Origin of the sequence: Nonomuraea sp. NPDC000554, from assembly GCF_040300065.1 — a bacterium.
Taxonomy (GTDB): domain Bacteria; phylum Actinomycetota; class Actinomycetes; order Streptosporangiales; family Streptosporangiaceae; genus Nonomuraea.
Window position 1 is genome coordinate 28,732 of sequence record NZ_JBEPDC010000042.1, and the last position, 22,802, is coordinate 51,533.

Genomic DNA, 22,802 nt, shown 5'->3' on the forward strand with positions numbered 1-22,802 from the left:
CCACGGAAAGACGGGCGGGATGGGGGGTTCCAAAGTCGGTCTCGGCCTGGCACAGCAGGGCTTGTTCCGGGCGGCCGGGGCGTTGTTCAGGACCCGGGGCGCCCAGGCGGTCCTCGGCGCGGCTCGTGGCGCGGGCGTCGGTCTGAGGCGGTCACTGGATGCCGGGGTCGGCGCCTGGCAGCGGTCGCGGAGCTATGCCGCGCGGGTCCGGACAAAGGACCCGATCGACGTGGCCAGCGGAGAGGTGGTGCTCCAGCAGGTCGACGTGGAACTGCCCGGCGTGCTGCCGCTGGAGCTGGAACGCACGCACGTGTCGTCGTACCGGGCCGGGCGGTCGTTCGGGGTGTCGTGGGCGTCAACGCTGGACCAGCGGCTGGAGTTCGGCGACAACGGTGTGTACTTCGCCGCGGCGGACGGCATGGTGCTCGCGTACCCGCCGGTGCGCGAGACCCCGGTGCTGCCCGAAGCCGGGCCGTGCTGGCCGCTGGCGGCGGACGCGGAGGGCGGCTACACGGTCACGGACCCGCAGGCGGGACAGACGCTGTGGTTCGCCCCGGACGACGGCAGGATCATGGCCGCCGGTGACCGCAACGGCAACCGGATCGACTTCGACTACGACCCCGGCGGGCGGCTCACCGGCATCCGGCACTCCGGCGGTTACCGGATCGCCGTGCACACCGACGACGCCGCCCGGGTGACGGCCCTGCGGCTGGTGTCCGGCGGCCAGGATCTGGACCTCGTCCGGTACGCCTACGACGACGCGGGCCACCTGGCCGAGGTGTACGACTCCACCGGCCACCCGCTGCGTTTCGACTACGATCCCGAGGGACGGCTGACCGGCTGGACCGACCGCAACGGGCACTGGTACCGATACGTCTACGACGAGCGGGGACGTGGCGTCCGCGGGCACGGAGACGGCGGCTTCCTCGACGTCACGCTGGCCTACGGGGACCTCGTCACGGTCATGACCGACTCGCTCGGGAACCGGACGAACTACCACCTCAACGACTCAGGACAGGTGGTCGCCGAGACCGGCCCGCTGGGACACACCACCCGGTCGGAGTGGGACGAACGGGACCGGTTGCTGTCCAGAACCGATCCGCTGGGCCGTACCACCAGGTGCTCCTACGACGGGGCGGGGAACCTCACCGCGGTCGTCCGCCCCGACGGGCGGCGGATCACCGCCCGCTACAACGATCTCGGCCTCCCTGTGGAGGTCACCGACGCCGACGGCACGGTGTGGCGGCAGGAGTACGACCCGCGCGGCAACCTCGTGACGCTGACGGACCCGGCCGGCGCGACATCCCGGTACGCGTACGACGAGCGGGGCGGGCTGTCGGCGGTCACCGATCCGCTGGGGGCGGTGACCCGCGTCGTGAACGACGACGCGGGCCTGCCGATCAGCGTCACCGACCCGCTCGGCGGGACGAGCCGCTGCGCCCGCGACCCGCTCGGCCGGGTGACCGAGGCGCTCGACCCGCTCGGCGGCGTCACCCATCTCACCTGGACGACCGAGGGCCGCCTCACCTCCGTGACCCTGCCCGGCGGAGAGACAGAACGCTGGTCCTACGACGGCGAGGGCAACCTCGTCACGCACGTGGACGCCGCGGGCCGCGTCAGCCGTACCGAGTACGGGCCCTTCGACGTGCCCACCGCCCGGATCGAGCAGGACGGCGCCCGCGTGACGTTCGGCTACGACACCGAGCTGCGGCTCACGGCCGTCACCGACCCGCGCGGGCTGGTGTGGCGCTACGTCTACGACCCGGCCGGCAACCTGGTGCAGGAGACCGACTACAACGGCCGGGTGCTCGGTTACGCCTACGACGACGCGGGCCTGCTGGCCGAGCGTGTCAACGGCGCGGGCCAGACCGTCCGCTACACCCGCGACCCGCTGGGCCACGTGGTCGAGCAGCGCTCCGGCGACGAGGTCGCGACCTTCGGCTACAGCGTCACGGGCCGGCTGGTCAGCGCGGTGAACGCCGACGCCGAGGTCAGGTTCGAGCATGACGCGCTCGGCCGGGTGGTGGCCGAGGTGTGCAACGGCCGCCGGATCGAGTCGGCCTACGACGCGGCGGGCCGCCGCGTGCTGCGCCGCACGCCGTCCGGCGCGGAGGCGGCCTGGGAGTACGACGCCGCGAGCCGGCACGTCGCTCTGCACACGGCGGGCCGGACCCTGAGCTTCGCGTACGACGCCTCCGGGCGGGAGACCAGCCGCCGGATCGGTCCCGGCGCGACGCTCGTCCAGGACTGGGAGCCCGGTGACCGGCTCGTCCGCCAGACCCTGCGGGGCACCGGCATCCTCCAGCAGCGCACCTACTCCTACCAGCCGGACGGGAACCTCGTCGGCACCGAGGACCGCACGATCGGCGCCAGGCACTTCGAACTGGACGCCGTCGGGCGGGTGACCGGCGTCCAGGCGGCGGGGCGGCACGAACGCTACGCCTACGACGCCGCCGGTGGCCTCGTCCACATCGACCGGCCCGGCGGCGACACTCCGGGCGCGCACGAGTACGCGGGCGCGCGGCTCCGCTCGGCGGGGCAGGTCCGCTACGAGTACGACGGCCAGGGCCGGGTCGTCCTGCGGCGGCACACGGACGGCTCCCCGCACTGGCGCTACGACTGGGACGCCGACGACCGGCTCGTCGGCGTCACGACCCCCGGCGGGCGGCGCTGGCGCTACCGGTACGACGCGCTGGGACGCCGCGTCGCCAAGCAACGGCTGGCGCCCGGCGGCCGCACCGTCGTCGAACAGACCGACTACACCTGGGACGACGCCACGCTCGCCGAGCAGGCCACGGTGGCCGTGCCGGGTGCCGCCGCACGCACGATCACCTGGGACTACGAGCCCGATGGCGTCCGGCCGCTCGCCCAGACCGAGCGTGACGGGTCCGGGCGGCGGTTCTACGGCGTCGTCACCGACCTCGCCGGCTCCCCGGCCGAACTGGTGGACGACGCCGGCGAGCCGGTCTGGCGGCACGTGCCCACGCTGTGGGGAGGTGGCGTCCCGCAGGCCCGCGAGGGGGTGGACTGCCCGCTCAGGTTCCCCGGCCAGTACTTCGACGCGGAGACCGGCCTCCACTACAACAACCGGCGCTACTACGACCCCGCCACGGCCCGCTACCAGAGCCCGGATCACCTCGGCCTGGCCCCTCAACTCGACCCGTACGCCTACGTCGCCAACCCGCTGACCTGGGCCGACCCGCTCGGCCTCGCACCCTGCCCGGTGTTCTTCAAAGATCTGGCACTCAAGTTCGGTCACTGGCGGCAGAAGGGGCCGCGCTGGGCCGTCGCCCTGCAACTGGCCAAACACGACAACCGCACGCTGAACCGCAACCTCAGCGGAACGGCCCCGGCGGCCAACGCCACGGTCCGCGACCTGCTGGACCTGAAGGCGGGCAACCCGCAGTACGCGGGCAGGGCGGCGGGCGCGTCCAGGCGCGCGGACGCCGAACTGCTGCAGTCGGTCTTCCGGCCGCGCGACGGCCAGTACATGGCGGTGCACCCGAGGTATCCGGGCACGATCCTGCAGGGCAACCACCGGCGGCTCGCGCTCATCCGCCGGGCGGAGGACCCCGAGTCGGAGATCACCCTGGACACCCCGGTGTTCGTCAACAACTTCAGGAGGCGCTGATGCGCATCTTCGGCGGCCGGAAGTGGCCGAGCCTGGACCTCTACTCGCCTGGCGGCCGGGGTGACATCAAGAAGCCGTCCCTGGCCGACTACGAACGACTCGCGCGGAACGCCCGCGAGCAGGGCCGGTCCGCCGTCGGGCGGCCGGGCTGGCTGGCCGCCCACGGGGACCGGGTCCGGTCCCTGTTCGCGGTGGTCTTCGGCACGGAGGGGCCGGGGGTGTACCGGTGCCTGGTCACCGCCGTCCTGGACGACGGCTCGGGAGGAAGCTTCACCCTCGACATGTCCCACGCGGACTTCGACGCCCTGCCGGACGTCACCGCGGACGAACTGGTGGGGATGGCGCACCTCTACCTGGCGGAGATGCCCCCCATCGACCTCGACCCGGACCAGCGGGAGACCTGGGAGCACCCGGAGTAGGACACCGGCCGGCGAGCTCAGGCGGCCAGGTCGACGGTGGTGAAGTCGATCTCCTTGAGTTCGGAGCTGAACGCTGCCGGGCTGCTCGGCGATCTCGTCGTCGGTGAAAAAATATGTTGGTATTATTTTTTCATGACAAGGCATGCAGATCCGGACACGCGGCGCCTGCAGATCGCTGAAGCGCTGATGAGCACGCTGTCCGAGCGCGGGCTCGGCAGTACCACGTTGGCCGACGTCGCGGCGGCGGCCCAGGTGTCGGTGGGCCTGGTGCAGCGGTACTTCCGCTCCAAGGACGAGTTGCTCATCTTCGGCATCGAGCACGTCTACCAGCGTGCCGCCGAGCGCGTAGGGCAGGTGCCGATCACCGTCCCCGTGCGTGACGTCGTGATGCGGCTGATGGAGACGTTCCTCCCGTTGGACCGGGAGCGGGAATCGGAGCTCAGGGTCTGGCTGAACTTCCTCCAGGCGTCGCTCACCAATCCGAAGATGGCCGCCATCCACCAGGCCGCCACCTCCGACCTGCTCGACGGCGTCACCGACGCCCTGGCGGCCGCCCAGCGCTCGGGCGAGCTGGCCGCCGCCCTCGCCCCGGAGGCGGAGGCCGCGGCGCTCGTGGCGTTCGTGGACGGCCTGTGCCTGCACCACGCCACGACCGGCCCCGGCTACGACGCCGAAAGCATGCGTGCGGCCCTCGCCGGCTACCTGGAACGACTGTTCGGCCAGGGGACGGGCGCGTGACTCCTGCACTCGCGCTGGCGCTGGCCGGGCTCAGCCTGATCGACAGCACCAGCTTCGGCACCCTGCTGATCCCCATCTGGCTGCTGCTGACCCCTGGACGGCTGCGCCTTGGCCGCATCGTCGCCTACCTGGCGACGGTGGCCGTGTTCTACTTCTGCGTGGGCGTGCTGCTCACGCTGGGAGCCGATGCCGTACTGACCGTAGTGCGCGCTGCCGTCGCGACCATCCCGCCGCCGGCCCTGAAGGCGGGGCAGCTTGCCCTCGGCGTCGCGATCATCGCGTTGAGCTACTGGCTGGAGGCCAGGGCCCGGCGGCAGGAGGGCAGCCCGGGCAAGGTCCAGCGGTGGCGGGCGAGGGCGATGTCGGGCGGCGGCAGCGCCCGGAGCCTGATGAGCCTGGCGCTGCTGGCGGCGTTGCTGGAGGTGGCCACGATGCTGCCCTACCTGGCGGCCGTGGGCGTGATCGCCAACGCCGACCTGGGCTGGCAGCTCACCGGGGCCGCGCTCGCCGGATACTGCCTGGTGATGACGCTTCCCGCCCTCGTGCTGGCCGTCGCCCGCCTGACCGCCCACCGGGCGGTGGAGCCGCTGCTGCAACGGACCAACGACTGGCTGACCAGGAACCTCGCCCGAGTCCTTGGCTGGACCGTGGGCGGCCTCGGCATCGCCGTGGCCCTCAACGCGGTAGCCAGCCTGCTCCTGGAGAGCTGAACGGGTCGCGTTCGTACTCATCGTCAACCCGATGGCGACCAGAACCGACCACGGCCGGCGGGCGGTCCGCACCGCGCCGGCCGGCTACGTGAATCCACTGTTCGAGGAGGAAGTTTCGTGAGTACCCCGGATCGTCGCGCCGTACTGGCCGGCATGATGGGCGGCCTGGCCACCACTGGCATCGGCGGCTTGGCCGGCCGGCCTCAGCCGGCGGCCGCGGCCACGCCTACCGGCTGGCCCCCGCCGATGCCGGCGGCCAAGGTCGGCCCCCGCGACACCCGATATCCGGACCTGGTCGCCAGGGGCGCCAACCAACGGTTCCGGAGTACGCCGGAGTACGTCCATCTGGCCTCGTCCACCGATCAGGTCGTCGCCGCGGTCGCCGAAGCGGTGAAGGCCGGAAAACGCGTCGCGGTACGCAGCGGCGGGCACTGTTTCGCCGATTTCGTCGACAACCCGGCCACTGAGGTCATCATCGACTTGGCCGGGATGACCGGCATCTGGTACGACGCCACCCGCCGGGCGTTCGCGGTCGAGCCCGGCGTCCAGCTCGGGGAGCTGTACCGGCGGCTGTTTCTCGGGTGGGGGGTGACCGTCCCGCTCGGCAGCTGCCCGGAGGTCGGGGCCGGCGGCCACATCATGGGCGGTGGGCACGGCGCGATGTCACGGCTGCACGGGCTGGGCGTCGACCACCTGTACGCCGTCGAGGTCGTGACCGTCGACGACGCCGGCTCGGTCCGGGTCACCGTGGCCACCCGCGAACCGGACGATCCGAACCGCGACCTGTGGTGGGCGCACGCCGGCGGTGGTGGCGGCAATTTCGGGGTGGTGACCCGGTACTGGCTGCGTACCCCCGGCGCGACCGGCGACGATCCGCGGCACCTGCTGCCGCGGCCGCCCGCGCGGGTGCTGGACTTCAAAGTGCTGTGGGGGTGGGACTCGCTCGACCACGAGTCGTTCACCCGGCTGGTGCGCCAGCACGGCCGATGGCACGCCGAGAACAGCGCGCCGGGTTCACCCGGCACCGCGCTGCACAGCGCGTTGCTGCTGTTCGGGACCAAGCTCGGCGCGGTCATTCTGAGTGGTCAGGTGGTCGGCCCGGACGCCGAGCGCATCCTGGCGAGCTACGTCGCCGCCGTCACCGCAGGCACCACCGCGCCGCGTCAGCTCGAGAAGGCGTACCGGCCCTGGCTTGAGCACCAGGTGTCGGCCGGCGACAGCGAGGAGATCCTCGGCTCCCGCTTCATCGTCAAGACCGGGTACCTGCGCGACCGGTTCACCGACGCGCAGATCGAGGTGCTGTGGCAGGCTCTGTCCGCCAAACCCGAGGCCGGTCCGCAGGGCGCCGTGTGGCTGGTCGCCACCGGTGGCAAGGTCAACGCCGTCCGTCCCGGTGACACCGCCGTCGTAGAGCGCGACTCCATGCTCAAGGCCATCTACACCGCGTCCGGTTCGTCCGCCAGGGACGACGCCGCGCATCAGCGGTGGGTGCGCGACCTCTACCGGAAGGTGTACGCCGCGACCGGCGGCGTGCCGTCCCACGACGCGCGCAACGGCGGCTGCTTCATCAACTATCCAGACCCCGATCTGGCCGACCCGGCGCAGAACACCTCGTCGGTGCCCTGGCACGCGCTCTATTACGGGGCGAACTATCCACGGCTCCAGCGGGTGAAGCGGCAGTGGGATCCACGAAACCATTTCCGGCACACCCTGTCGGTACGACCGCCCCACTGAGTGCCCGACGCCGCCGGGGATCTTCGTAGCGCCGACGTCAGCGGTCTCACGCCACGCGCGCGGCCACCGGGTGGGTTCTTCCTCCGTTAGAGTCTTGGGGGAAACGGGCATGCCGGGCGGAGGATCGGTCGGTTTGAGTCGACGGGATGACGACGGCGAGAGGACAGCGACGTTGGGGCAGCAGGGGCGCTCCGCAGGCACTCCGCTGACGCCAGAGGACCCGCCGGCGATCGGCCCGTACGAGCTGGTCAGCCGCCTCGGATCCGGCGGCATGGGCACCGTGTACCTGGCCAGGAAGGCCGACGAGCCGGTGGTGGCGCTCAAGGCGATCCGCCGCGACTACGCCGCCGACCAGGTCTACCGGGCGCGCTTCCACGAGGAGGTGTCCAACGCCCGCAAGGTGGCCTCGTTCTGCACGGCCCGCGTCCTCGACCACGGCGAGCACGACGGCGTCCTGTACCTGGTCACCGAGTACATCGACGGCATCTCGCTGGAAGACCACCTGATCGAGCACGGCGCGCTGTCGCCGTCGGTGCTGCATTCGGCGGCGGTGGGAGTGGCCGCGGCGCTGACCGCGATCCACGCGGTGGGGCTGGTGCACCGCGACCTGAAGCCCGCCAACGTGATGCTGACGCTGGCCGGGCCGCGGGTGATCGACTTCGGGCTGGCGCGCTCGACGCACGTCGACTCGCGGCACACCAACACGGGCATGGTGATGGGGACTCCCGGCTGGATCGCTCCCGAGCAGGTCTTCGAGGGGCGCACCAGCCCGGCAGGGGACGTGTTCGCGTGGGGTTCGCTGATCGCGTACGCCGGTCTGGGCGGGCACCCGTTCGGCGAGGGCGACGCCTACGTGATGGCGGCTCGCGCCCGCACCGCCCCGCCCGACCTGCGCGGGCTTCCCGCGCCGCTCGACCGGCTGGTGGCCGCGGCCATCCATCCCGATCCCGCCCGCCGTCCCGCCGCCAAGCAGTTGCTGCTCGAACTGGTGGGCGCGGCCGACGAGCCCGCCGCGCAGCTCGCGGCGAGCCGCCACCTCACCAGCGCGTGGAACGCGTCGGAGTTCCCGCCGCTCGCCGAGTTCCCGCGCAACGCGCCGGGACGGCCGGCGCCCGCCGGCTCTCCGCCGCCCCGCCGTGCGCCGTCCCCGCCGCCCGTCCAGGTCCCGCCCGTGCCGCCGGGGCCCAGCCAGTCCGGACGCGCCCAGCCCGCCCGTCAGGGGCCCGCGCAGCCGCCGCAGGGCGGCTCCGCGCGCGGCCCGCTCCCCCACCAGACGGGACAGGCCCCACCGCCCCATCAGACAGGTCAGGTCCTGCTGCCCCATCAGACAGGTCCGGTGCCGCTGCCCAACCAGACAGGGCGGGGGCCGTCGCAGGGGTTGCCGCCTCATCAGACGGGCCAGGGGCCGCTGCCGCCGCGCGGCGCCGCGCCCTTCCCGCCCGCCAAGCGGAAGCGAGGCGTGTTCACCGGCTGCATGGCCGCGCTGGCGGCGGTCGTCCTGCTGTTCCTGCTGTTGATCGCCGTCATCGTCTGGCTGATCAGGTCGTCCAGCATGGCCGACGCGGGCAGCCCCGTCCAGGACGGGCGGCTGAGGTTCGCGGTCACCAGCAGCAGCTGCCCCAAACCTGCGAGAGCCGCCCCCGCGCGGACGTGCCAGGTGGCGGTGAAGGTGACCAACGTCGGCGACGAGGCGCGCGTCCTGTCCCCCGCCCAGCAGCAGCTGGTCGACGAGGACGACGCGCCGCACCCCGGCACCAAGCTGCTCGGCAAGGACGGCGCCGAGCTCGCGCCCGTCCAGATCGGGCCGGGCGGCTCCTTCACCGGCAAGCTGCTGTTCGAGCTGCCGAAGGACGCCCAGCCCGCCGAGCTGGAACTGCATGAGTCCGGCGCGAGCTCGGGCGCACGGGTCGCCCTGGGCTAGGCCGGGCTGCGGCCGTACGCGGCGCCGTCGGAGATGTCGATCTTGGACCGGTCGGGCAGCGCCATGGTCGCGGCGAAGCCGATCACCGCGCCGATGATCATGAAGATGGAGATCGCCTGCCAGCCGTAGTCGTGCAGCAGCCAGGTCGCGATGAGTGGCGCGGGGCCGCCCGCGATGACCGAGGAGAGCTGGTAGCCCAGCCCGGCTCCGCCGTACCTGAGCCCGGTCGGGAAGCTCTCGGCGATGAGCGACGCCTGCGGCCCGTACTCCATGGAGTGCTGGATCTGCGTGACCATCATCGTCAGCAGGATCACCACGGCGACGCCCGTGTTGAGCAGCGCGTAGTACGGGAAGGCGACCACCGCCAGCAGCGCCGCCCCGATCGCGTACAGCCGCCGGCGGCCGACGCGGTCGCTGAGATGGCCGAAGTACGGGATCGCGAACAGCTCGACGAAGGCCGCGGCGGTGACGGCGGCGAAGGCGAACGTCCTGGACATCCCGATGCTCGGGGCGGTGATGTAGGTGATGACGAAGGTGGTGTAGAGGTAGAACGGCAGCTGCTCGGAGACCCGCAGCAGCGCGCTGAGCACGACCTCCTTGGGGTGCCGCTTGACCACCTCGACCACCGGCAGCTTCGCCACCTGCCTGGTCTCCAGGAGCTGGGCGAACAGTGGCGTCTCCATCACCCGCAGGCGCACCCACAGCCCCACGGCGACCAGCACCAGGCTGAGCAGGAACGGGATGCGCCAGCCCCACTCCTTGAACGCGTCGCCCGCCGCGATCGCCACCAGCGACATGGCGCCGGTGCCGAGGATGAGCCCGATGGGCACGCCGACCTGCGGCCAGCTCGCCATCAGGCCGCGCCTGCGCTGGTCGCCCCATTCCATGGAGAGCAGCACGGAGCCGCTCCACTCGCCGCCGACCGCGATGCCCTGCAGGACGCGCAGCACGACGAGCAGGACGGGGGCGAGCACGCCGATGCTGTCGGTACTGGGGAGCAGGCCGATCAGCGCGCTGGAGACGCCCATCATGACCAGCGTGATGATCAGTGTGGCCTTGCGGCCGATGCGGTCGCCCCAGTGCCCGAAGATCGCCGCGCCCAGCGGCCGGGCGGCGAAGCCGACCGCGTAGGTGGCGAACGCCGACAGGGTGCCCGCGTAGGGGGTGGACTTGGGGAAGAAGACGTCGGCGAAGACGGTCGCCGCGGCCGTGCCGTAGAGGAAGAAGTCGTACCATTCGATGGCGGTTCCGACAACGCTGGCCGTTGCCGCCTTCCTGATCTGGGATCGCCGTTCCGCCGCCGGCAACCCGTTGCTCGCCGTCATGGGGGCCTCCCGGGTTTCCCGGTGGTTTACCCCTTTGGGGGCATCCATTACCGGTTAGACCGTCCCGGAGCTCCAGGCCCAGGCGGCGATGCCGACCCGGTTGGCGGCGTGCACCTTGCGCTGGACGTTGGCCACGTGCGTCTTGACCGTGCCGGGGCTGATGAACAGCTCGGCGGCGATCTCGGCGTTGGTGCGTCCGTGGGCGACGAGCCGGGCGATCTCCAGCTCGCGCCCGGTGAGCGGCTCCCCCGGCGGCTCCGCCTTCGGGGTGCGGAGGTGACGCAGCAGCCTGACGGTGACCTGCGGGCTGATCAGCGTGTCACCGGCCATCGCGGCCCTGACGGCCTCGACGAGCAGGACCGGGCCCGACCGTTTGAGCAGGAAGCCGCAGGCGCCGTCGCGCAGCGCGGTGTGGACGTAGTCGTCCTGGTCGAACGTGGTCACCACGATCACCCTGGTCTCGGACGCGAGCCGCCTGGTGACCTCCAGCCCGTCGAGCCTGGGCATCCGGATGTCGGCGAGCACCACGTCGGGCCTGAGGTGGCGGGCCAGGTCCACGGCCGCCTGCCCGTCGGCGGCCTCGCCGACGACCGTCATGTCGGGCTGGGAGTCGAGGATGAGCCTGAACCCGATCCGGACGTCGTCCTGGTCGTCGGCGATGAGGATGCGCGTCGTCATGCCGGGATCGCCGCCCTGACGCTCCAGCCGCCCGGCGTGGGGCCCGCCGACAGCGTGCCGCCCAGCACCTCGACCTGCTCGGCCAGGCCGACCAGGCCGAATCCGCCTCTGTCGGGCGCCTCGGAGTGGCCGCCGCCGTCGTCGGTGACGCGTACGAGCACCGTCGCGTCCTCGCGGGTCACCGTGATGTCGACGCGGGTCGCCCGCGTCGCGTGCCTGCGGACGTTGGTCAGCGCCTCCGTCACCACCCGGTAGGCGGTGGCGGACGTCTCGCGCGGCAGGTCCAGGCCCGGTTCGACGGTGAGGGACACCCGGGCCGACGGCGAGAACCCGTCGGCGAGCTGCGGCAGCGCCTCGATGCCCGGCACGTGCCTGCCCGCCGCCGCGCCCGGCTCGCCGTTGAGCATCTCCACCGTCCTGTCCATGGACGCCAGCGCCCGCTGCCCGGCCTCCTCGATGCGCCGCAGCGCGTCGGCCACCGGGGCGGGCAGCGGCCCCGGCACGAGCTGGGCGGCCTGCGCCTGCACCAGCATGCCGCTGACGTCGTGGGCCACGTAGTCGTGCAGGTCGCGGGCGAACGCGAGCCGCTGCGCCCGCCTCGCCTCGGCCACCGCGCGGCCGCGGGCGTGGTCGAGGGAGCGCAGGTAGAGGCCCACCCCGGCGACCGCGATCGCCAGCAGCGCCCAGCCCGCGCTCCCTCCCGCCAGCACGGACGGGTCGCGCCACACCCCCCGCACCAGCAGGGCCGCGACCGCGACGGCCGGCAGCGCGGCCGACAGGACCTGGCGTCCGGGGGCGCGGCGGGCCGCCCGCAGCACGAGCACGAGCAGCGGCGGCAGCTCGGCCAGCAGCCACGGCATGGTGTCGGCCTGCCTGCCGGTCAGCGGGTAGGCGGCGGTGATGGCGATCGACGCGGCCCCGGCCGCGGACGCCGCCCAGGCGACGGGGACGCGCGGCACGAACGCCGCGACCATCGCCGCCAGCGCGACCAGTGGCCCGATCAGGTCCATGTGCGGTGTGGGGCGCGCCGCCCCGTCCTCCTCTCGATCACGTGCGCGCTTCCTCGGGACGCGTGCGCCCGCTCGGTACGGACCAACCGTACGGAGCGGGCGGCTCGTGGCGCGACTCGGGGCGGGTCGAGGTCATGGGCCAAGCATCGAACCCCGGGACGTGTCATCACCTCCGCCGTTCGGGGGATTCGGCCGCCTCCCCGGGCCGCGGATCCGCCGAACGGCGGATGGGCCGGGCGGCCGGCCCGCCGGAAGGCTGGACGCCATGGACACGACACTGGACCGGACGGCCGCCCGCTGGCCCCGCCTGGCCGCCTACGCGGCGGGCGCGTGGTCTCTCCTGTACGGCGGGCTCGGGCTCTTCTGGGCGCTCGGCGGGCCGGGCTTCCCCTTCGGTGCGGGCGACGTTCCCGACGCCCGCGCCGAATCGCTGCTCGGCGACGCGACGGCGGCGGGCACCGCCCCCGTCATCGCCGCGCTCGGCCTCGCCGGCGCGCTGCTCTCGCTCGTGCTGGCCAGGACGCGCCCGCGCCCCTGGGTGCGGACGGCGGCGCTGGCGGCGGCCTGGGGCGCCGCCTTCACGCTGGTCGCGCTCGTCCCCGACGCCCGGATCATGACGGCGGTCGGCTACGCCCCGATCTTCCTGGTGGGGCTGCCGTTCGGCTGGCCGGACGCCGACTACTTCGCGCTCGGCTTCCCGTGGCCGGTGCGGAACCTGCTGATCTGCGTCCTCGGCGGGCTGCTGTGGGCCGCCGCCGCGCTGGCGTTCCAGCGGCGCACCGCCGGGGCGTGCGAGAGCTGCGGACGCTCGGCGGACAGACCCGCCACCTGGACCTCCCCCGCGTCGGCCGCCCGCTGGGGCCGCCGGGCCGCCTACACGGCGTTCGTCGTGCCGTTCTTCTACTCCGTCGTGCGGTGGGCGTGGGCGTTGAAGATCCCGCTGTTCTTCTCCGAGGGGGGCATCAGGTGGCTGCACGAGACGGGCCTGGCGTGGGCGGGCGCGGGCCTGGCGACGTTCGGGGCGCTCGGCGGCGTCCTCACGCTGGGCCTGACGCAGCGGTGGGGCGAGCGCTGGCCGCGGTGGGTGCTCGGGCTGGCGGGCAAGCGGGTGCCGCCCGCCGTCCCGATCACGTCCGCGGCGCTGGCCACAGTGGTGCTCGCCTCGGCCGGGACGGAGGCGCTGCGCATCATGCACTGGTCGAACCCGTCCGAGTGGCTGGTCAACCCGATGGCGTACTGGCCGATCTGGGCCGCCGCGCTCGGTGTGGCCACGTTCGGCTACTACCTGCGCAGGCGTGGCAGGTGCCGCCGGTGCGGGCTGGTCTGACCTGGTCACCGGGCGAGCAGGGCCGCCTCGGTGATGGGCGACTCGTGGGTGCCGGGGACGGTGCAGGCGTGCGCCCCGGCGATCGCGCCGAGCCGGACGCACTCGTCCAGGGACAGGCCGCGTAGCCGTCCGAACAGGAAGCCGGAGACGAACGCGTCGCCCGCGCCGTTGCTGTCGGCGACCGGGCCGGGCAGCGGCGCGGCCGGGAAGGCGCGGACGTCGCCGTCGCGGGTGAGCACCAGGCAGCCGTCGGCGCCGCGCGTGCACACGACCGTGTGCGCGCGGCCGTGGCGGATGATGTGGCGCATGGTGGCGGCCGGGTCGGGGAGCGCGGTGGCTGACAGGAAGACCAGGTCCGACTGGTAGGCGAAGTCCTTCTGGTAGTCGTCGGTGCCGTTCCAGTCGTGCAGGTCGGTGGAGACGGGCGTGCCGGCGAGGTCGGGGTAGACGTGGCGGGAGAAGTCGGTGATCGACAGGTGCGCGTGCCGGGCGCGCACGCCTGTGTAGAGCTCCGAGCGCCACCCCGGCGCCGGTGTTGCCGATCCTGTCGATCACCGGCGGCACCGCGTAGGTGTCGGCATCCGGCAGCGGCAGCCCCGGGACGTAGACCGTGGTGTCGACCCCCGCGCCGCCGATGACGAGGATGTCGTGCGTCACCGGTTCACCAGCGGCCCCGAGCCGGTGGAGCCGCGCACGACCAACTCCGGCTGGAAGACCAGCTCGACGTGCTTGGCCGGGGCCCCGTTGACCTCTTCCAGCAGGGTCTGGACGGCCGCCGAGGCCATCGCGCCGATCGGCTTGCGCACGGTCGTCAGCGGCGGGTCGGTGAACGCGATCAGCGGCGAGTCGTCGAACCCGACCACCGACACCTCCCCCGGCACGGACAGGCCCTTCTCCCGGCAGGCGCGGATCGCGCCGAGCGCCATCAGGTCGCTCGCGCACACGATTGCGGTGCAGCCCCGCGACAGCAGCTGCGCCGCCGCCGCCTGGCCGCCCTCGACGGAGAACAGCGAGTGCGCGATCAGGTCGTCGACCTCGGACGCGCCGAGCAGCTGCGCCATGGCCTGCCGGTAGCCGTCGATCTTCCTGATCACCGGGACGAACCTGCGCGGCCCCAGCGCCAGCCCGATCCGCTCGTGGCCGAGGTCGACGAGGTGCTGCACGGCCAGCCGCGCGGCGAGCCGGTCGTCGGGCGAGATGAACGGGGCGTCGATGTGCTCGTTGTAGCCGTCGACGAGCACGATCGGCAGGCCGCGGTCGGTGAGCCTGGTGTAACGGTCCATCCGGGCGGTGGTGTCGGCGTGCAGCCCCGACACGAACACGATGCCGCTCACCCCCCTGTCGACCAGCAGCTCGGTGAACTCGTCCTCGGGGGCGCCGCCGGGAAGCTGGGTGCAGAGCACCGGCGTGTAGCCGTGCTGGGTGAGCGCCTTCTCGATGGCCTGCGCGAACGCCGGGAAGATGGGGTTGTCGAGCTCGGGGGTGACCAGGCCGACCAGCCCGTTGCTGCGCTGGCGCAGCCGGGGCGGGCGCTCGTATCCCATGAGGTCGAGCGCGGTCATGACGGCCTGGCGGGTGGCGGACGAGACGCCCGGCTTGCCGTTGAGCACCCGGCTGACGGTGGCCTCGCTCACCCCTGCCTGGGCGGCGATGTCGGCGAGTCGCGCGTGCCCGCTCATGCGTGACCGTTCATGGCAGACACTTTACTTTCCGCCACGGTGCGGAATCGGGCATATCGGGGGCGTGCGACCGTGCGGGGAGACCGCCGGGCACGCGCGGCAGGCGGAGTGCGGCTTCGTGCCACCACATGGTCATCGTTTCACCCCCGGAACGTCCCGACCATGAAAGCCCTTGCCGCAACTTTACGCAAGTCCTTCCAGGCGGGATGTTTCCCGAGGTTCCATGAGGGGGACGACCGAAATCCTCGACCGAAATACCGCTGTATCGATTTCTTTATGACAAGGGTGGACATGTGGCGTTAAGGCGCGATGTACTACCTCTTCAATCAGCCCCGTCACAGGTGACACGCGTGCAAGGTGTGGGCCCATGAGCTCCGTCGTTCTCGACAAAGTGACCAAGGTGTATCCGGGCGGCTACCTGGCGGTCGACCGGATGACCCTGAAGGTGGAGAACGGTGAGTTCCTCGTCCTCCTCGGGCCGTCGGGCTGCGGCAAGTCGACCCTCCTGCGCATGATCGCCGGCCTGGAGGAGATCACCGAAGGGGACCTCTGGCTCGACGGCCAGCTCGCCAACCACCTGCCACCCCGCGACCGCGACGTGGCCATGGTCTTCCAGAACGGCGCCCTCTACCCGCACCGGACCGTGCGCGGCAACATCGCCTTCCCCCTGGAGATCGCCAAGTCGGACCCCGCGAAGGTCCGCGAGCGCGTCACCGAGTTATCCAAGGCCCTGCACATCGACGAGACCCTCGACCGCCGCCCCGGCACGCTCTCCGGCGGCCAGCGCCAGCGCGTCGCGATGGGCCGCGCGATCGTCCGCCAGCCCAAGCTGTTCCTGATGGACGAGCCGCTGTCGAACCTGGACGCGGGCATGCGCACCGAGCTGCGCATGGAGATCTCCGCGCTCGTCAGATCGCTCGGGGTGACCACCATCTACGTGACGCACGACCAGGTCGAAGCCCTCACGCTGGCCGACAGGATCGTCATCCTCAACCGCGGCGTGCTGCAGGACGTCGGCACCCCGGGCCAGATCTACAACGACCCGGCGACCGCGTTCGTGGCGGCGTTCCTCAACTCCCAGCAGCTCAACCTGCTCGCCGCCACCGTGCGGACCCCGCAGAACCAGTTCGTCATGCTCGACTTCGGGCCGCACCGGCTGACGCTGCCGTGGAGTGATCCGCGGGCGTACGCGATCTCGCAGCACACCGGCGGGCAGGTGCTGGTGGGCCTGCGACCCGACGGGCTGGCGCCCGTGCCGGAGTCCTACGACGGGCCGTCGTTCTACGGGCGGGTGCGGACGCTGGAGTACCACGGGCACGAGTGGCTCGCCTACATCGAGTGCGGGATGCCGCCCGTCCCCGTACCCGAACCGCCGGACCCGCGCGCCCGCACCAACGGCCACGCGAACGGTTCCGGCGGGCTGAAGAAGATGGTGCGGCGGCTGTTCTCCAGCCCCGAGGAGCCCCAGGACCAGGAGCAGGTGGGACAGAACGTGGGCGGCGGCTTCCACCGCCGCTCGGACCTGATCGTCCGCCTCGGCAACCGGCCGGCGTGGCGCGCCAACGACGCGGCCAAGGTGGGCGTCGACATGGGGCGCTTGATGATCTTCACCCCGGACGGCGCCCGCATCGACCCACCCCGCCGCTGACGCCGTCTCGCCGTCTCACCGTCTCGCAGGACTCTCTCCAGGCTCTCGTAGGGCTTTCTCCGGGCTTCTTGCTGGGCTTCTTTGTTGGCTTCCCTGCTGGCCTCTTGTCGCGCCAAGGCGGCGGGCGCGTCGTGATGCCGCCGTTCCGGCGGCTGTTCTCTGTGACGGCAGGCACGGGAGGGCCCAACCGCCGACCGGGGCCGAGGTCTTTCCAGGGGGACGGCCGGCAGGTGTGACGCCGCCGCGCCGTTACGACGCGTTCTCGGCCGTCGCCGAGGGCTTCCGCACCCACGGCCGTCCCCTCTCTTGACTAACCGGACCGCAGTCCATATCGTCTCACGCATAAGCGGACCATAGTCCGAAAGAGAGGAATGCGTCATGAGTCGGTTGCTGCACATTTCCGCCTCGCCGCGCGGCGAGGCGTCGATCTCGCTGGCCATCGCCGGCACCTTCGTCGAGGAGTACCGCCGGACGCACCCGGGCGACGAGGTCGACCACTTCGACCTGTGGGACGGGTCGCTGCCGGAGTTCGGCCCCGCCGCCGCAGGGGCGAAGATGACGGTGTTCGGCGGCGGGACCCCCGAGGGCGAGCAGGCCGACGCCTGGGCCGCGGCCGTGCGGACGTTCGAGCGGTTCGACTCCTACGACCGTTACCTGTTCAGCGTCCCCATGTGGAACGCGGGCGTCCCGTACAAGCTCAAGCAGTTCATCGACGTGGTCAGCCAGCCCGCGATGGTCTTCGACGTCCACCCGGAGACCGGTTACGGCCACCTGCTGACCGGCAAGCGGGCGGCCGTCGTGTACACCAGCGCCGTCTGGGGCCCCGGTCTCGGGCCCGAGTTCGGCACCGACTTCCACTCCACGTTCTTCGACGACTGGCTGCGCTGGGCCGGCATCACCGACATCCAGGACGTCCGGCACCACCCCACGCTGACCGGCGACTACGACCACGAGCGCAAGCAGGCCGACGAGCGGGCCCGCCAGATCGCCCGGACGTTCTAGCCCCGGGCTGCCCCGGCGTGGCAGGCGAGCCGTGTGTACTGTGGGGCCAGCAGTCGTGATCTAGGAGCTCCTGAGATGACCTTGTGGCAGGCCCTTGACGGAGCTCGCGTGTTCGACCTGGCACAGCCGATGCGCAAGGGCATGCCGCAGTCCCCCAACCATCCGCCGTTCCGGATGGTGCTGGAGCGCAGGCACGGCGACCTCGTCAGAGCCGACGGCGGATCGGCCGCGAACGAGGTCATCGTCACCGGCGGGCACGTGGGCACGCACGTCGACGCCCTCGCGCACGTGTCACACGACGGCCTCCTGCACGGCGGGCAGCCCACCGGGCCGGTCATGTCGCACGAGGGGTTCAGCAGCCTCGGCATCGACACGTTCGAGCCGTTCGTGGGCCGGTGCGTGCTGCTGGACGTCGCCGCCGCGCACGGGGTGAAGACACTGCCCGCCGGGTACGAGATCACCGCCGACGACCTGTCCAGGGCCGCCGGCGAGGTGGAGATCCGCCCGGGTGACGCGGTGCTGGTGGGAACCGGGTGGTCGCGGCTGTGGGCGTCCGGAGAGGAGTTCGTCGGGCAGCGCGACGGCGTCCCCGGGCCCGGGGCGGAGGCCGGCCGGTGGCTGGCGGAGCGGCGGCCGCGGGTGGTGGGCGGCGAGACGATCGCGTTCGAGCACATCGCCCCCGGGCGGGGGCACGCCACCTTGCCCGTGCACCGCATCATGCTGGTGGAGTCCGGCATCAACATCGTCGAGACCATGCGCCTGGACGAGCTGCTCGACGCGGGGGTGCGGGAGTTCCTGCTCGTGCTGAACCCGCTGCCGATCGTCGGCGCGACCGGCGCCCCCGTCCGGCCCCTGGCCATCGTGACCTGACGCCGGCCCATCACCCGAAACCCCGCGCCCTCACCGGACAGCACCCTGAACCACCGGACCGAGGCCCCGCGCCAGCGGGCGGTCCGAACCGTAGCTTGGAGCTCGATGACATACGTGCAGCGGCTGGCCGAGTTCGCCGTGACCTGCCGCGACCAGGGCATTCCCGCCGAGGTGCGCGACGACGTCGCCGGGCGGGTGCTCGACGTGCTCGGCAACTGCCTGGCCGCGTGCGCGGAGCCCGGCGGCGACGCCGGTCCCGCGGTCCTGCGGGCGGCGCGCAGGTGGGGCGGGACCCCCGAGGCCACCGCCACCGGCAGCGGGGACCGGCTGCCCGCGCCGTCGGCGGCGCTGGTCAACGGGACTCTGGCGCACGCGCTCGACTACGACGACACGCACCTGCCGTCCGTGCTGCATCCGAGCGCGCCCGTGGTGCCCGCCGCGCTGGCCGCCGCCGAGGCCGCCGGCGCGACGGGCGCGGAGCTGATCCAGGCGGTCGCGGCCGGCGTCGAGGTGTGCAACCGGCTCGGCATGGCGTCCTACCTGCCGGAGGCGCGCAACTCGCTGTTCTTCGAGAAGGGCCAGCACGCGACGTCGATCTGCGGCACGCTCGGCGCGGCGGTCGCGGCCGGGCTGCTGTTCGGCTTGACGGCCGAAGGGGTCGCGCACGCCGCCGGAGTGGCGGCCAGCATGGGATCGGGCCTGATCGAGGCGAACCGCACCGGTGGGACGATCAAGCGGGCGCACTGCGGCTGGGCGGCGCACGCGGGCGTGTCGGCCGCCGTTCTCGCCCTGGAGGGGCTGACGGGGCCGCCGACCGTGCTGGAAGGACGGTTCGGCTTCTTCCAGGCGTGGCTGGACGGCCGCTACGACGACTCCGCGCTGCTGTCGGGACTGGGCGAGCGGTGGGAGCTGCTGCGCACGGTCTACAAGCCGTACCCGACGAACCACTTCACCCACCCGGGCATCGACTGCGCGCTGGCCCTGCGCGCGTCCGGCGTCTCCCCCGAGGACGTCGAGGACGCCGAGCTGGGCGTCGCGGCCCCCGTGCTGAGGACGCTCGCCGAGCCCCGCGAGGACAAGGTCCGCCCGCGTTCGCCGTACCACGCGAAGTTCTCCGGCCCGTACACGGTCGCGGCCGCCCTGCACGGCGGCGGCGGGCTCGGGCTCTCGCTGGACGACTTCGCCGCCCTGGACCCCGACCGGCTGGCGCTGGCGCAGCGGGTGCGCTGCGTGGCAGACGAGCGCGCGTCGGAGATCTTCCCCCGCGCGTTCGCCGCCGTCCTGCGGGTACGGCTGCGTGACGGGTCCACCAGGGAGCACCGCGTCGACTCCTCGCGCGGCGGCCCCGAACACCCGCTCACGCGGGAGGAACTGGCGGTGAAGTTCCGCGCCAACGCGACGCGTGCCCTCCCGGACGAGCAGGTGACGGCCCTGATCGCCGAAGCCGGCGAGCTCCGGACGGCGCCTTCGCTGACGCCGCTGCTGAACCTGACCGTCGCCCAGCCACCGACCTCGGTCGCCGCCGCTCAGTCCTGAGCCTCACACCGGGGGTGGAGCGGCCTCACTGGGGAGTGCGGCCCGCGTCGCTGGGTGGTGTGGCTGACGTCGCCGCTCCAGGGGCGGTCTGGGGCGGGAGGACGCCGCGCAGGTCGTCCAGCGGCGGCAGCGACGGCGTGGCGGGCTCTTCCCGGGTGACCGACGCCTGCTCCGGCACCCGCGCCCGCGCGGACGCCTCGCGCACCGCCTCCTTGTCCGGGGCGACACGGTCGAAGAAGCGCAGCAGCTCCACGGGCACCGGCATGACCAGGGTGCTGGTCTTCTCGGCGGCGACCTCCACCACGGTCTGCAGCAGCCGCAACTGCAGCGCGGCAGGCTGGCCGGACATGATGGTGGACGCGTCCGCGAGCTTCTGGGCGGCCTGCAACTCGCCGTCGGCGGTGATGACGCGCGCCCGCCGCTCGCGCTCGGCCTCGGCCTGGCGCGACATCGAGCGCTTCATCGTCTCGGGCAGCTGCACGTCCTTGATCTCGACGCGGTCGATGTGGATGCCCCAGCCGAGCGCCGGGCTGTCGATGACGAGGGCGAGCCCTTTGTTCAGTTCCTCCCGGTTGGACAGGAGGTCGTCCATCTCGCTCTTGCCGATGATCGAGCGGAGTGAGGTCTGCGCCACCTGCTCGACCGCGAACAGGTAGTTCTGCACCTCGATGGCGGCCCGCAGCGGGTCCTGCACGCGGAAGTAGACGACGGCGTCTACCCGGACGGACACGTTGTCGCGCGTGATGCCCTCCTGCGTGGGGACGGGCATGGTGACGATCTGGACGTTCATCTTCTTCATCCGGTCCACGAACGGGATGATGACGTTGAGCCCCGGCTGTCGCACCTGCTTCTGGGCTTGGCCGAAGCGGAAGACTATGCCTCGTTCCACCTGGTTGACGATCCTGACCCCGCTGAGCACGACCCACAAGGCGAGGACGGCCAGAACGACGAGGACGATGCTGGTGGCCATGATGTGTCCCTTCTTCCTCCAGCCTAGGCCCGTTCGCCGAGGAAGGCGCAGGTCGCGCCGACGGGCGCCCGCGTGGGCGGCCCAGGGGGCGGGGCTGGTGGCCGGGGCAGGGCCGGGCGGCCGGGCGGGGCTGGTCGGCGAGCTGGCGGGCGGGCTTGGCGGCGGGCTGGTCGGCGGGCCTAGCGGGTCGCCGTCCAGGTCCAGCGGGGGCCGTCCGGTGCGTCCTCGACCACGACGCCGCCCTCGTGCATCGCCGCCCGCAGCGCGTCGGCGACCTCGTATCGGCCCTGTTCGCGCAGCTCGCCGCGGAGCGCGAGCAGCGGCTCGACGAGCGCGCGGAGACCGGCCGTCGCCGCGGCCTCGCCGAGCCTGCCGATCAGCAGGCGCATCAGCTCTCTGGCCTGGTCGACGCCGCCGGAGTCCTCCTCGGTGTCGGCGGCCCACTTGACGATCTCGGCCTCTAAGTCGAGCACCGCCCGCGCCGCCGCCACCAGGTCGGCCCCGGCCGCCGCGGCGGCGAACCGCTCCTCGCACGCGCCGGCCGTCTCCTCCAGCGTGACCTGCGCGGGCGCGCGGACGGCGACCGGCTGCGGGACGGGGGCTCCGCCACCCCCTTCGGCCAGGCGGCGCAGCTCCGCGAGCCCGGAGCGGGTGCCCGCCGGGAGGACGGCGAGCGAGCCGGGCCGCCGGACCGTCAGGCCGCCGCGCCCGGCCACCTCCAGCGCCTCGGTCTCGAGGTCGATGACGACCGCGGTGTGCTCGTCGAGGCCGAGCACGGCGGTGCCGGGCGGCAGCTCGCGCTCCATCCGGGACAGACGGCGCTCGCCCAGATAGCAGAAGCGGGTGTCGTGGGTGCCGCCCTCGGCGTTGTCGAAGTGCGGGATCAGCACCGCCCGCAGGCCCAGCGCCTCCAGCAGGTCGAGCCCCTCCCGCCAGTACGGCTCCGCCCCCACCTTGTAGATCTCGTACACCGGTACCGTCGCCAGGCCCGCCGTGCAGGCCGCGGCCGAGGCCAGCACGGTCACCCCCTGGCGGGCGCGGACGCGGGCCCTGAGGTCGCCCGCGAGCGGGCTCCGCGTCCAGCGGTCGAGGGCGTAGGTGGGGCTGCCGGGGCCGGAGAACACCCAGTCGGCTCCGGTGACGTCGGAGGCCACCGTGACGTCCAGGCCGACGCTGCGGGCGAAGTACTGGCGGGCTCTGGCGGAGATGTCGGCCGCGTTCTCCTGGAACGCGTACGGGGTGTCGAGCAGGACGGCCCGCGCTCCGGCGCGGAGCCCGCGCGCCACGGAACGGTGGATCTCCACCATGGTCGGGCTCGTCTCGCCCGACCCCATCAGCACCAGCAACCCGGGCATGGCCGTCACCCTCTCTCTCGCCCTGCCACCACTCCCACGGGACACCTCTGCGAAGGGCACGTTCTTGCACATGATGTGCAGTAAGTTGGGGCCGGTGACGGGAAGACACATGGCCTCTGTCGAGACGCTCATGCTACGGGTGGGGGCCGACAGTCGATGGGCGTATCGGCGGGCGGCGGTGCGTCCCGGTCCGGGTGAGAGCCCCGACGAGGCCGCGCGCCGGGCGAGCGGGGTCGCCGCGGACGAGCC

18 protein-coding genes are annotated in these 22,802 nt (G+C 72.7%); 11 read left to right on the forward strand and 7 right to left on the reverse strand.

Annotated elements, in window-relative coordinates; genetic code table 11:
* The first annotated feature begins 19 nt into the window (after positions 1-19).
* The 6 genes from ABT294_RS46610 to ABT294_RS46635 all read left to right on the forward strand — a co-directional run bounded on the left by ABT294_RS46610 (position 20) and on the right by ABT294_RS46635 (position 9,153).
* Positions 20-3,631: an RHS repeat-associated core domain-containing protein gene (locus ABT294_RS46610; protein ID WP_350812956.1), complete on the forward strand. Its 3,612-nt coding sequence runs from the start codon at positions 20-22 to the stop codon at positions 3,629-3,631.
* The gene (locus ABT294_RS46615; protein ID WP_350812957.1) at positions 3,631-4,050 is read left to right on the forward strand and encodes a hypothetical protein; all 420 of its coding nucleotides are present in this window, start codon (positions 3,631-3,633) and stop codon (positions 4,048-4,050) included. Before ABT294_RS46610 ends, ABT294_RS46615 begins: the two co-directional genes overlap by 1 nt.
* Before the next feature lie 132 nt (positions 4,051-4,182).
* Complete coding sequence (locus ABT294_RS46620; RefSeq protein ID WP_350812958.1) at positions 4,183-4,788, forward strand: TetR/AcrR family transcriptional regulator; 606 nt, start codon at positions 4,183-4,185, stop codon at positions 4,786-4,788.
* Entirely contained in the window at positions 4,785-5,498 is a 714-nt protein-coding gene (locus tag ABT294_RS46625) for a GAP family protein (protein WP_350812959.1), read from the forward strand. Before ABT294_RS46620 ends, ABT294_RS46625 begins: the two co-directional genes overlap by 4 nt.
* Before the next feature lie 117 nt (positions 5,499-5,615).
* Positions 5,616-7,232, forward strand: a complete 1,617-nt coding sequence (locus ABT294_RS46630; RefSeq protein ID WP_350812960.1) for an FAD-binding oxidoreductase — start codon at positions 5,616-5,618, stop codon at positions 7,230-7,232.
* Between the two features lie 133 nt (positions 7,233-7,365).
* Positions 7,366-9,153, forward strand: a complete 1,788-nt coding sequence (locus ABT294_RS46635) for a protein kinase domain-containing protein (RefSeq protein WP_350812961.1) — start codon at positions 7,366-7,368, stop codon at positions 9,151-9,153.
* Here the strand turns inward: ABT294_RS46635 and ABT294_RS46640 are convergent.
* The 3 genes from ABT294_RS46640 to ABT294_RS46650 are packed head-to-tail and all read right to left on the reverse strand — an operon-like array spanning position 9,150 to position 12,166.
* Positions 9,150-10,478: an MFS transporter gene (locus ABT294_RS46640; RefSeq protein ID WP_350812962.1), complete on the reverse strand. Its 1,329-nt coding sequence runs from the start codon at positions 10,476-10,478 to the stop codon at positions 9,150-9,152. The two genes, ABT294_RS46635 and ABT294_RS46640, sit on opposite strands and share 4 nt — an antisense overlap.
* A gap of 54 nt (positions 10,479-10,532) precedes the next feature.
* Positions 10,533-11,156 carry a response regulator gene (locus ABT294_RS46645; RefSeq protein WP_350812963.1) on the reverse strand — a complete coding sequence of 208 codons (624 nt, stop codon included), beginning with the start codon at positions 11,154-11,156 and terminating at the stop codon, positions 10,533-10,535.
* Entirely contained in the window at positions 11,153-12,166 is a 1,014-nt protein-coding gene (locus ABT294_RS46650) for a sensor histidine kinase (protein WP_350812964.1), read from the reverse strand. Before ABT294_RS46650 ends, ABT294_RS46645 begins: the two co-directional genes overlap by 4 nt.
* A gap of 265 nt (positions 12,167-12,431) precedes the next feature.
* Between ABT294_RS46650 and ABT294_RS46655 the strand changes: the two genes are divergently transcribed.
* Positions 12,432-13,493 (forward strand): hypothetical protein, encoded by a 1,062-nt coding sequence (locus ABT294_RS46655; RefSeq protein WP_350812965.1) that lies wholly within the window; start codon positions 12,432-12,434, stop codon positions 13,491-13,493.
* A 5-nt stretch (positions 13,494-13,498) separates the two neighbouring features.
* Here ABT294_RS46655 and ABT294_RS46660 read toward each other — a convergent pair whose 3' ends face one another.
* Together ABT294_RS46660 and ABT294_RS46665 are read right to left on the reverse strand one after the other, a co-directional pair.
* On the reverse strand, positions 13,499-13,990 hold the full coding sequence (locus tag ABT294_RS46660; RefSeq protein WP_350812966.1) for a PfkB family carbohydrate kinase: 492 nt from the start codon (positions 13,988-13,990) through the stop codon (positions 13,499-13,501).
* A gap of 156 nt (positions 13,991-14,146) precedes the next feature.
* Positions 14,147-15,172: a LacI family DNA-binding transcriptional regulator gene (locus tag ABT294_RS46665; RefSeq protein ID WP_350812967.1), complete on the reverse strand. Its 1,026-nt coding sequence runs from the start codon at positions 15,170-15,172 to the stop codon at positions 14,147-14,149.
* Between the two features lie 367 nt (positions 15,173-15,539).
* Here ABT294_RS46665 and ABT294_RS46670 point away from each other — a divergent pair, with 367 nt between their 5' ends.
* From ABT294_RS46670 to ABT294_RS46685, 4 genes are all read left to right on the forward strand, one after another.
* Positions 15,540-16,820, forward strand: coding sequence for an ABC transporter ATP-binding protein (locus ABT294_RS46670; RefSeq protein WP_350812968.1), 1,281 nt, complete (start codon positions 15,540-15,542; stop codon positions 16,818-16,820).
* A 378-nt stretch (positions 16,821-17,198) separates the two neighbouring features.
* The gene (locus ABT294_RS46675) at positions 17,199-17,822 is read left to right on the forward strand and encodes an FMN-dependent NADH-azoreductase (protein ID WP_350812969.1); all 624 of its coding nucleotides are present in this window, start codon (positions 17,199-17,201) and stop codon (positions 17,820-17,822) included.
* 108 nt (positions 17,823-17,930) lie between these two features.
* The gene (locus ABT294_RS46680; protein ID WP_350812970.1) at positions 17,931-18,692 is read left to right on the forward strand and encodes a cyclase family protein; all 762 of its coding nucleotides are present in this window, start codon (positions 17,931-17,933) and stop codon (positions 18,690-18,692) included.
* Between the two features lie 105 nt (positions 18,693-18,797).
* Positions 18,798-20,228 (forward strand): MmgE/PrpD family protein, encoded by a 1,431-nt coding sequence (locus ABT294_RS46685; RefSeq protein WP_350812971.1) that lies wholly within the window; start codon positions 18,798-18,800, stop codon positions 20,226-20,228.
* A 25-nt stretch (positions 20,229-20,253) separates the two neighbouring features.
* Here ABT294_RS46685 and ABT294_RS46690 read toward each other — a convergent pair whose 3' ends face one another.
* Together ABT294_RS46690 and ABT294_RS46695 are read right to left on the reverse strand one after the other, a co-directional pair.
* Positions 20,254-21,198 carry a slipin family protein gene (locus ABT294_RS46690; RefSeq protein WP_350812972.1) on the reverse strand — a complete coding sequence of 315 codons (945 nt, stop codon included), beginning with the start codon at positions 21,196-21,198 and terminating at the stop codon, positions 20,254-20,256.
* 179 nt (positions 21,199-21,377) lie between these two features.
* Positions 21,378-22,553 carry a type 1 glutamine amidotransferase family protein gene (locus tag ABT294_RS46695; protein ID WP_350812973.1) on the reverse strand — a complete coding sequence of 392 codons (1,176 nt, stop codon included), beginning with the start codon at positions 22,551-22,553 and terminating at the stop codon, positions 21,378-21,380.
* Positions 22,554-22,802 lie beyond the last annotated feature (249 nt).

Excerpts from the sequence above, each read along its gene's own strand:
- ABT294_RS46695 (WP_350812973.1), bottom strand. The coding sequence starts at position 22,553 with ATGCCCGGGTTGCTGGTGCTGATGGGGTCGGGCGAGACGAGCCCGACC.
- ABT294_RS46690 (WP_350812972.1), bottom strand. The coding sequence starts at position 21,198 with ATGGCCACCAGCATCGTCCTCGTCGTTCTGGCCGTCCTCGCCTTGTGG.
- ABT294_RS46655 (WP_350812965.1), top strand. The coding sequence starts at position 12,432 with ATGGACACGACACTGGACCGGACGGCCGCCCGCTGGCCCCGCCTGGCC.
- ABT294_RS46665 (WP_350812967.1), bottom strand. The coding sequence starts at position 15,172 with ATGAGCGGGCACGCGCGACTCGCCGACATCGCCGCCCAGGCAGGGGTG.
- ABT294_RS46620 (WP_350812958.1), top strand. The coding sequence starts at position 4,183 with ATGACAAGGCATGCAGATCCGGACACGCGGCGCCTGCAGATCGCTGAA.
- ABT294_RS46610 (WP_350812956.1), top strand. The coding sequence starts at position 20 with ATGGGGGGTTCCAAAGTCGGTCTCGGCCTGGCACAGCAGGGCTTGTTC.
- ABT294_RS46650 (WP_350812964.1), bottom strand. The coding sequence starts at position 12,166 with ATGGACCTGATCGGGCCACTGGTCGCGCTGGCGGCGATGGTCGCGGCG.
- ABT294_RS46675 (WP_350812969.1), top strand. The coding sequence starts at position 17,199 with ATGAGTCGGTTGCTGCACATTTCCGCCTCGCCGCGCGGCGAGGCGTCG.
- ABT294_RS46640 (WP_350812962.1), bottom strand. The coding sequence starts at position 10,478 with ATGACGGCGAGCAACGGGTTGCCGGCGGCGGAACGGCGATCCCAGATC.
- ABT294_RS46685 (WP_350812971.1), top strand. The coding sequence starts at position 18,798 with ATGACATACGTGCAGCGGCTGGCCGAGTTCGCCGTGACCTGCCGCGAC.
- ABT294_RS46670 (WP_350812968.1), top strand. The coding sequence starts at position 15,540 with ATGAGCTCCGTCGTTCTCGACAAAGTGACCAAGGTGTATCCGGGCGGC.
- ABT294_RS46615 (WP_350812957.1), top strand. The coding sequence starts at position 3,631 with ATGCGCATCTTCGGCGGCCGGAAGTGGCCGAGCCTGGACCTCTACTCG.
- ABT294_RS46645 (WP_350812963.1), bottom strand. The coding sequence starts at position 11,156 with ATGACGACGCGCATCCTCATCGCCGACGACCAGGACGACGTCCGGATC.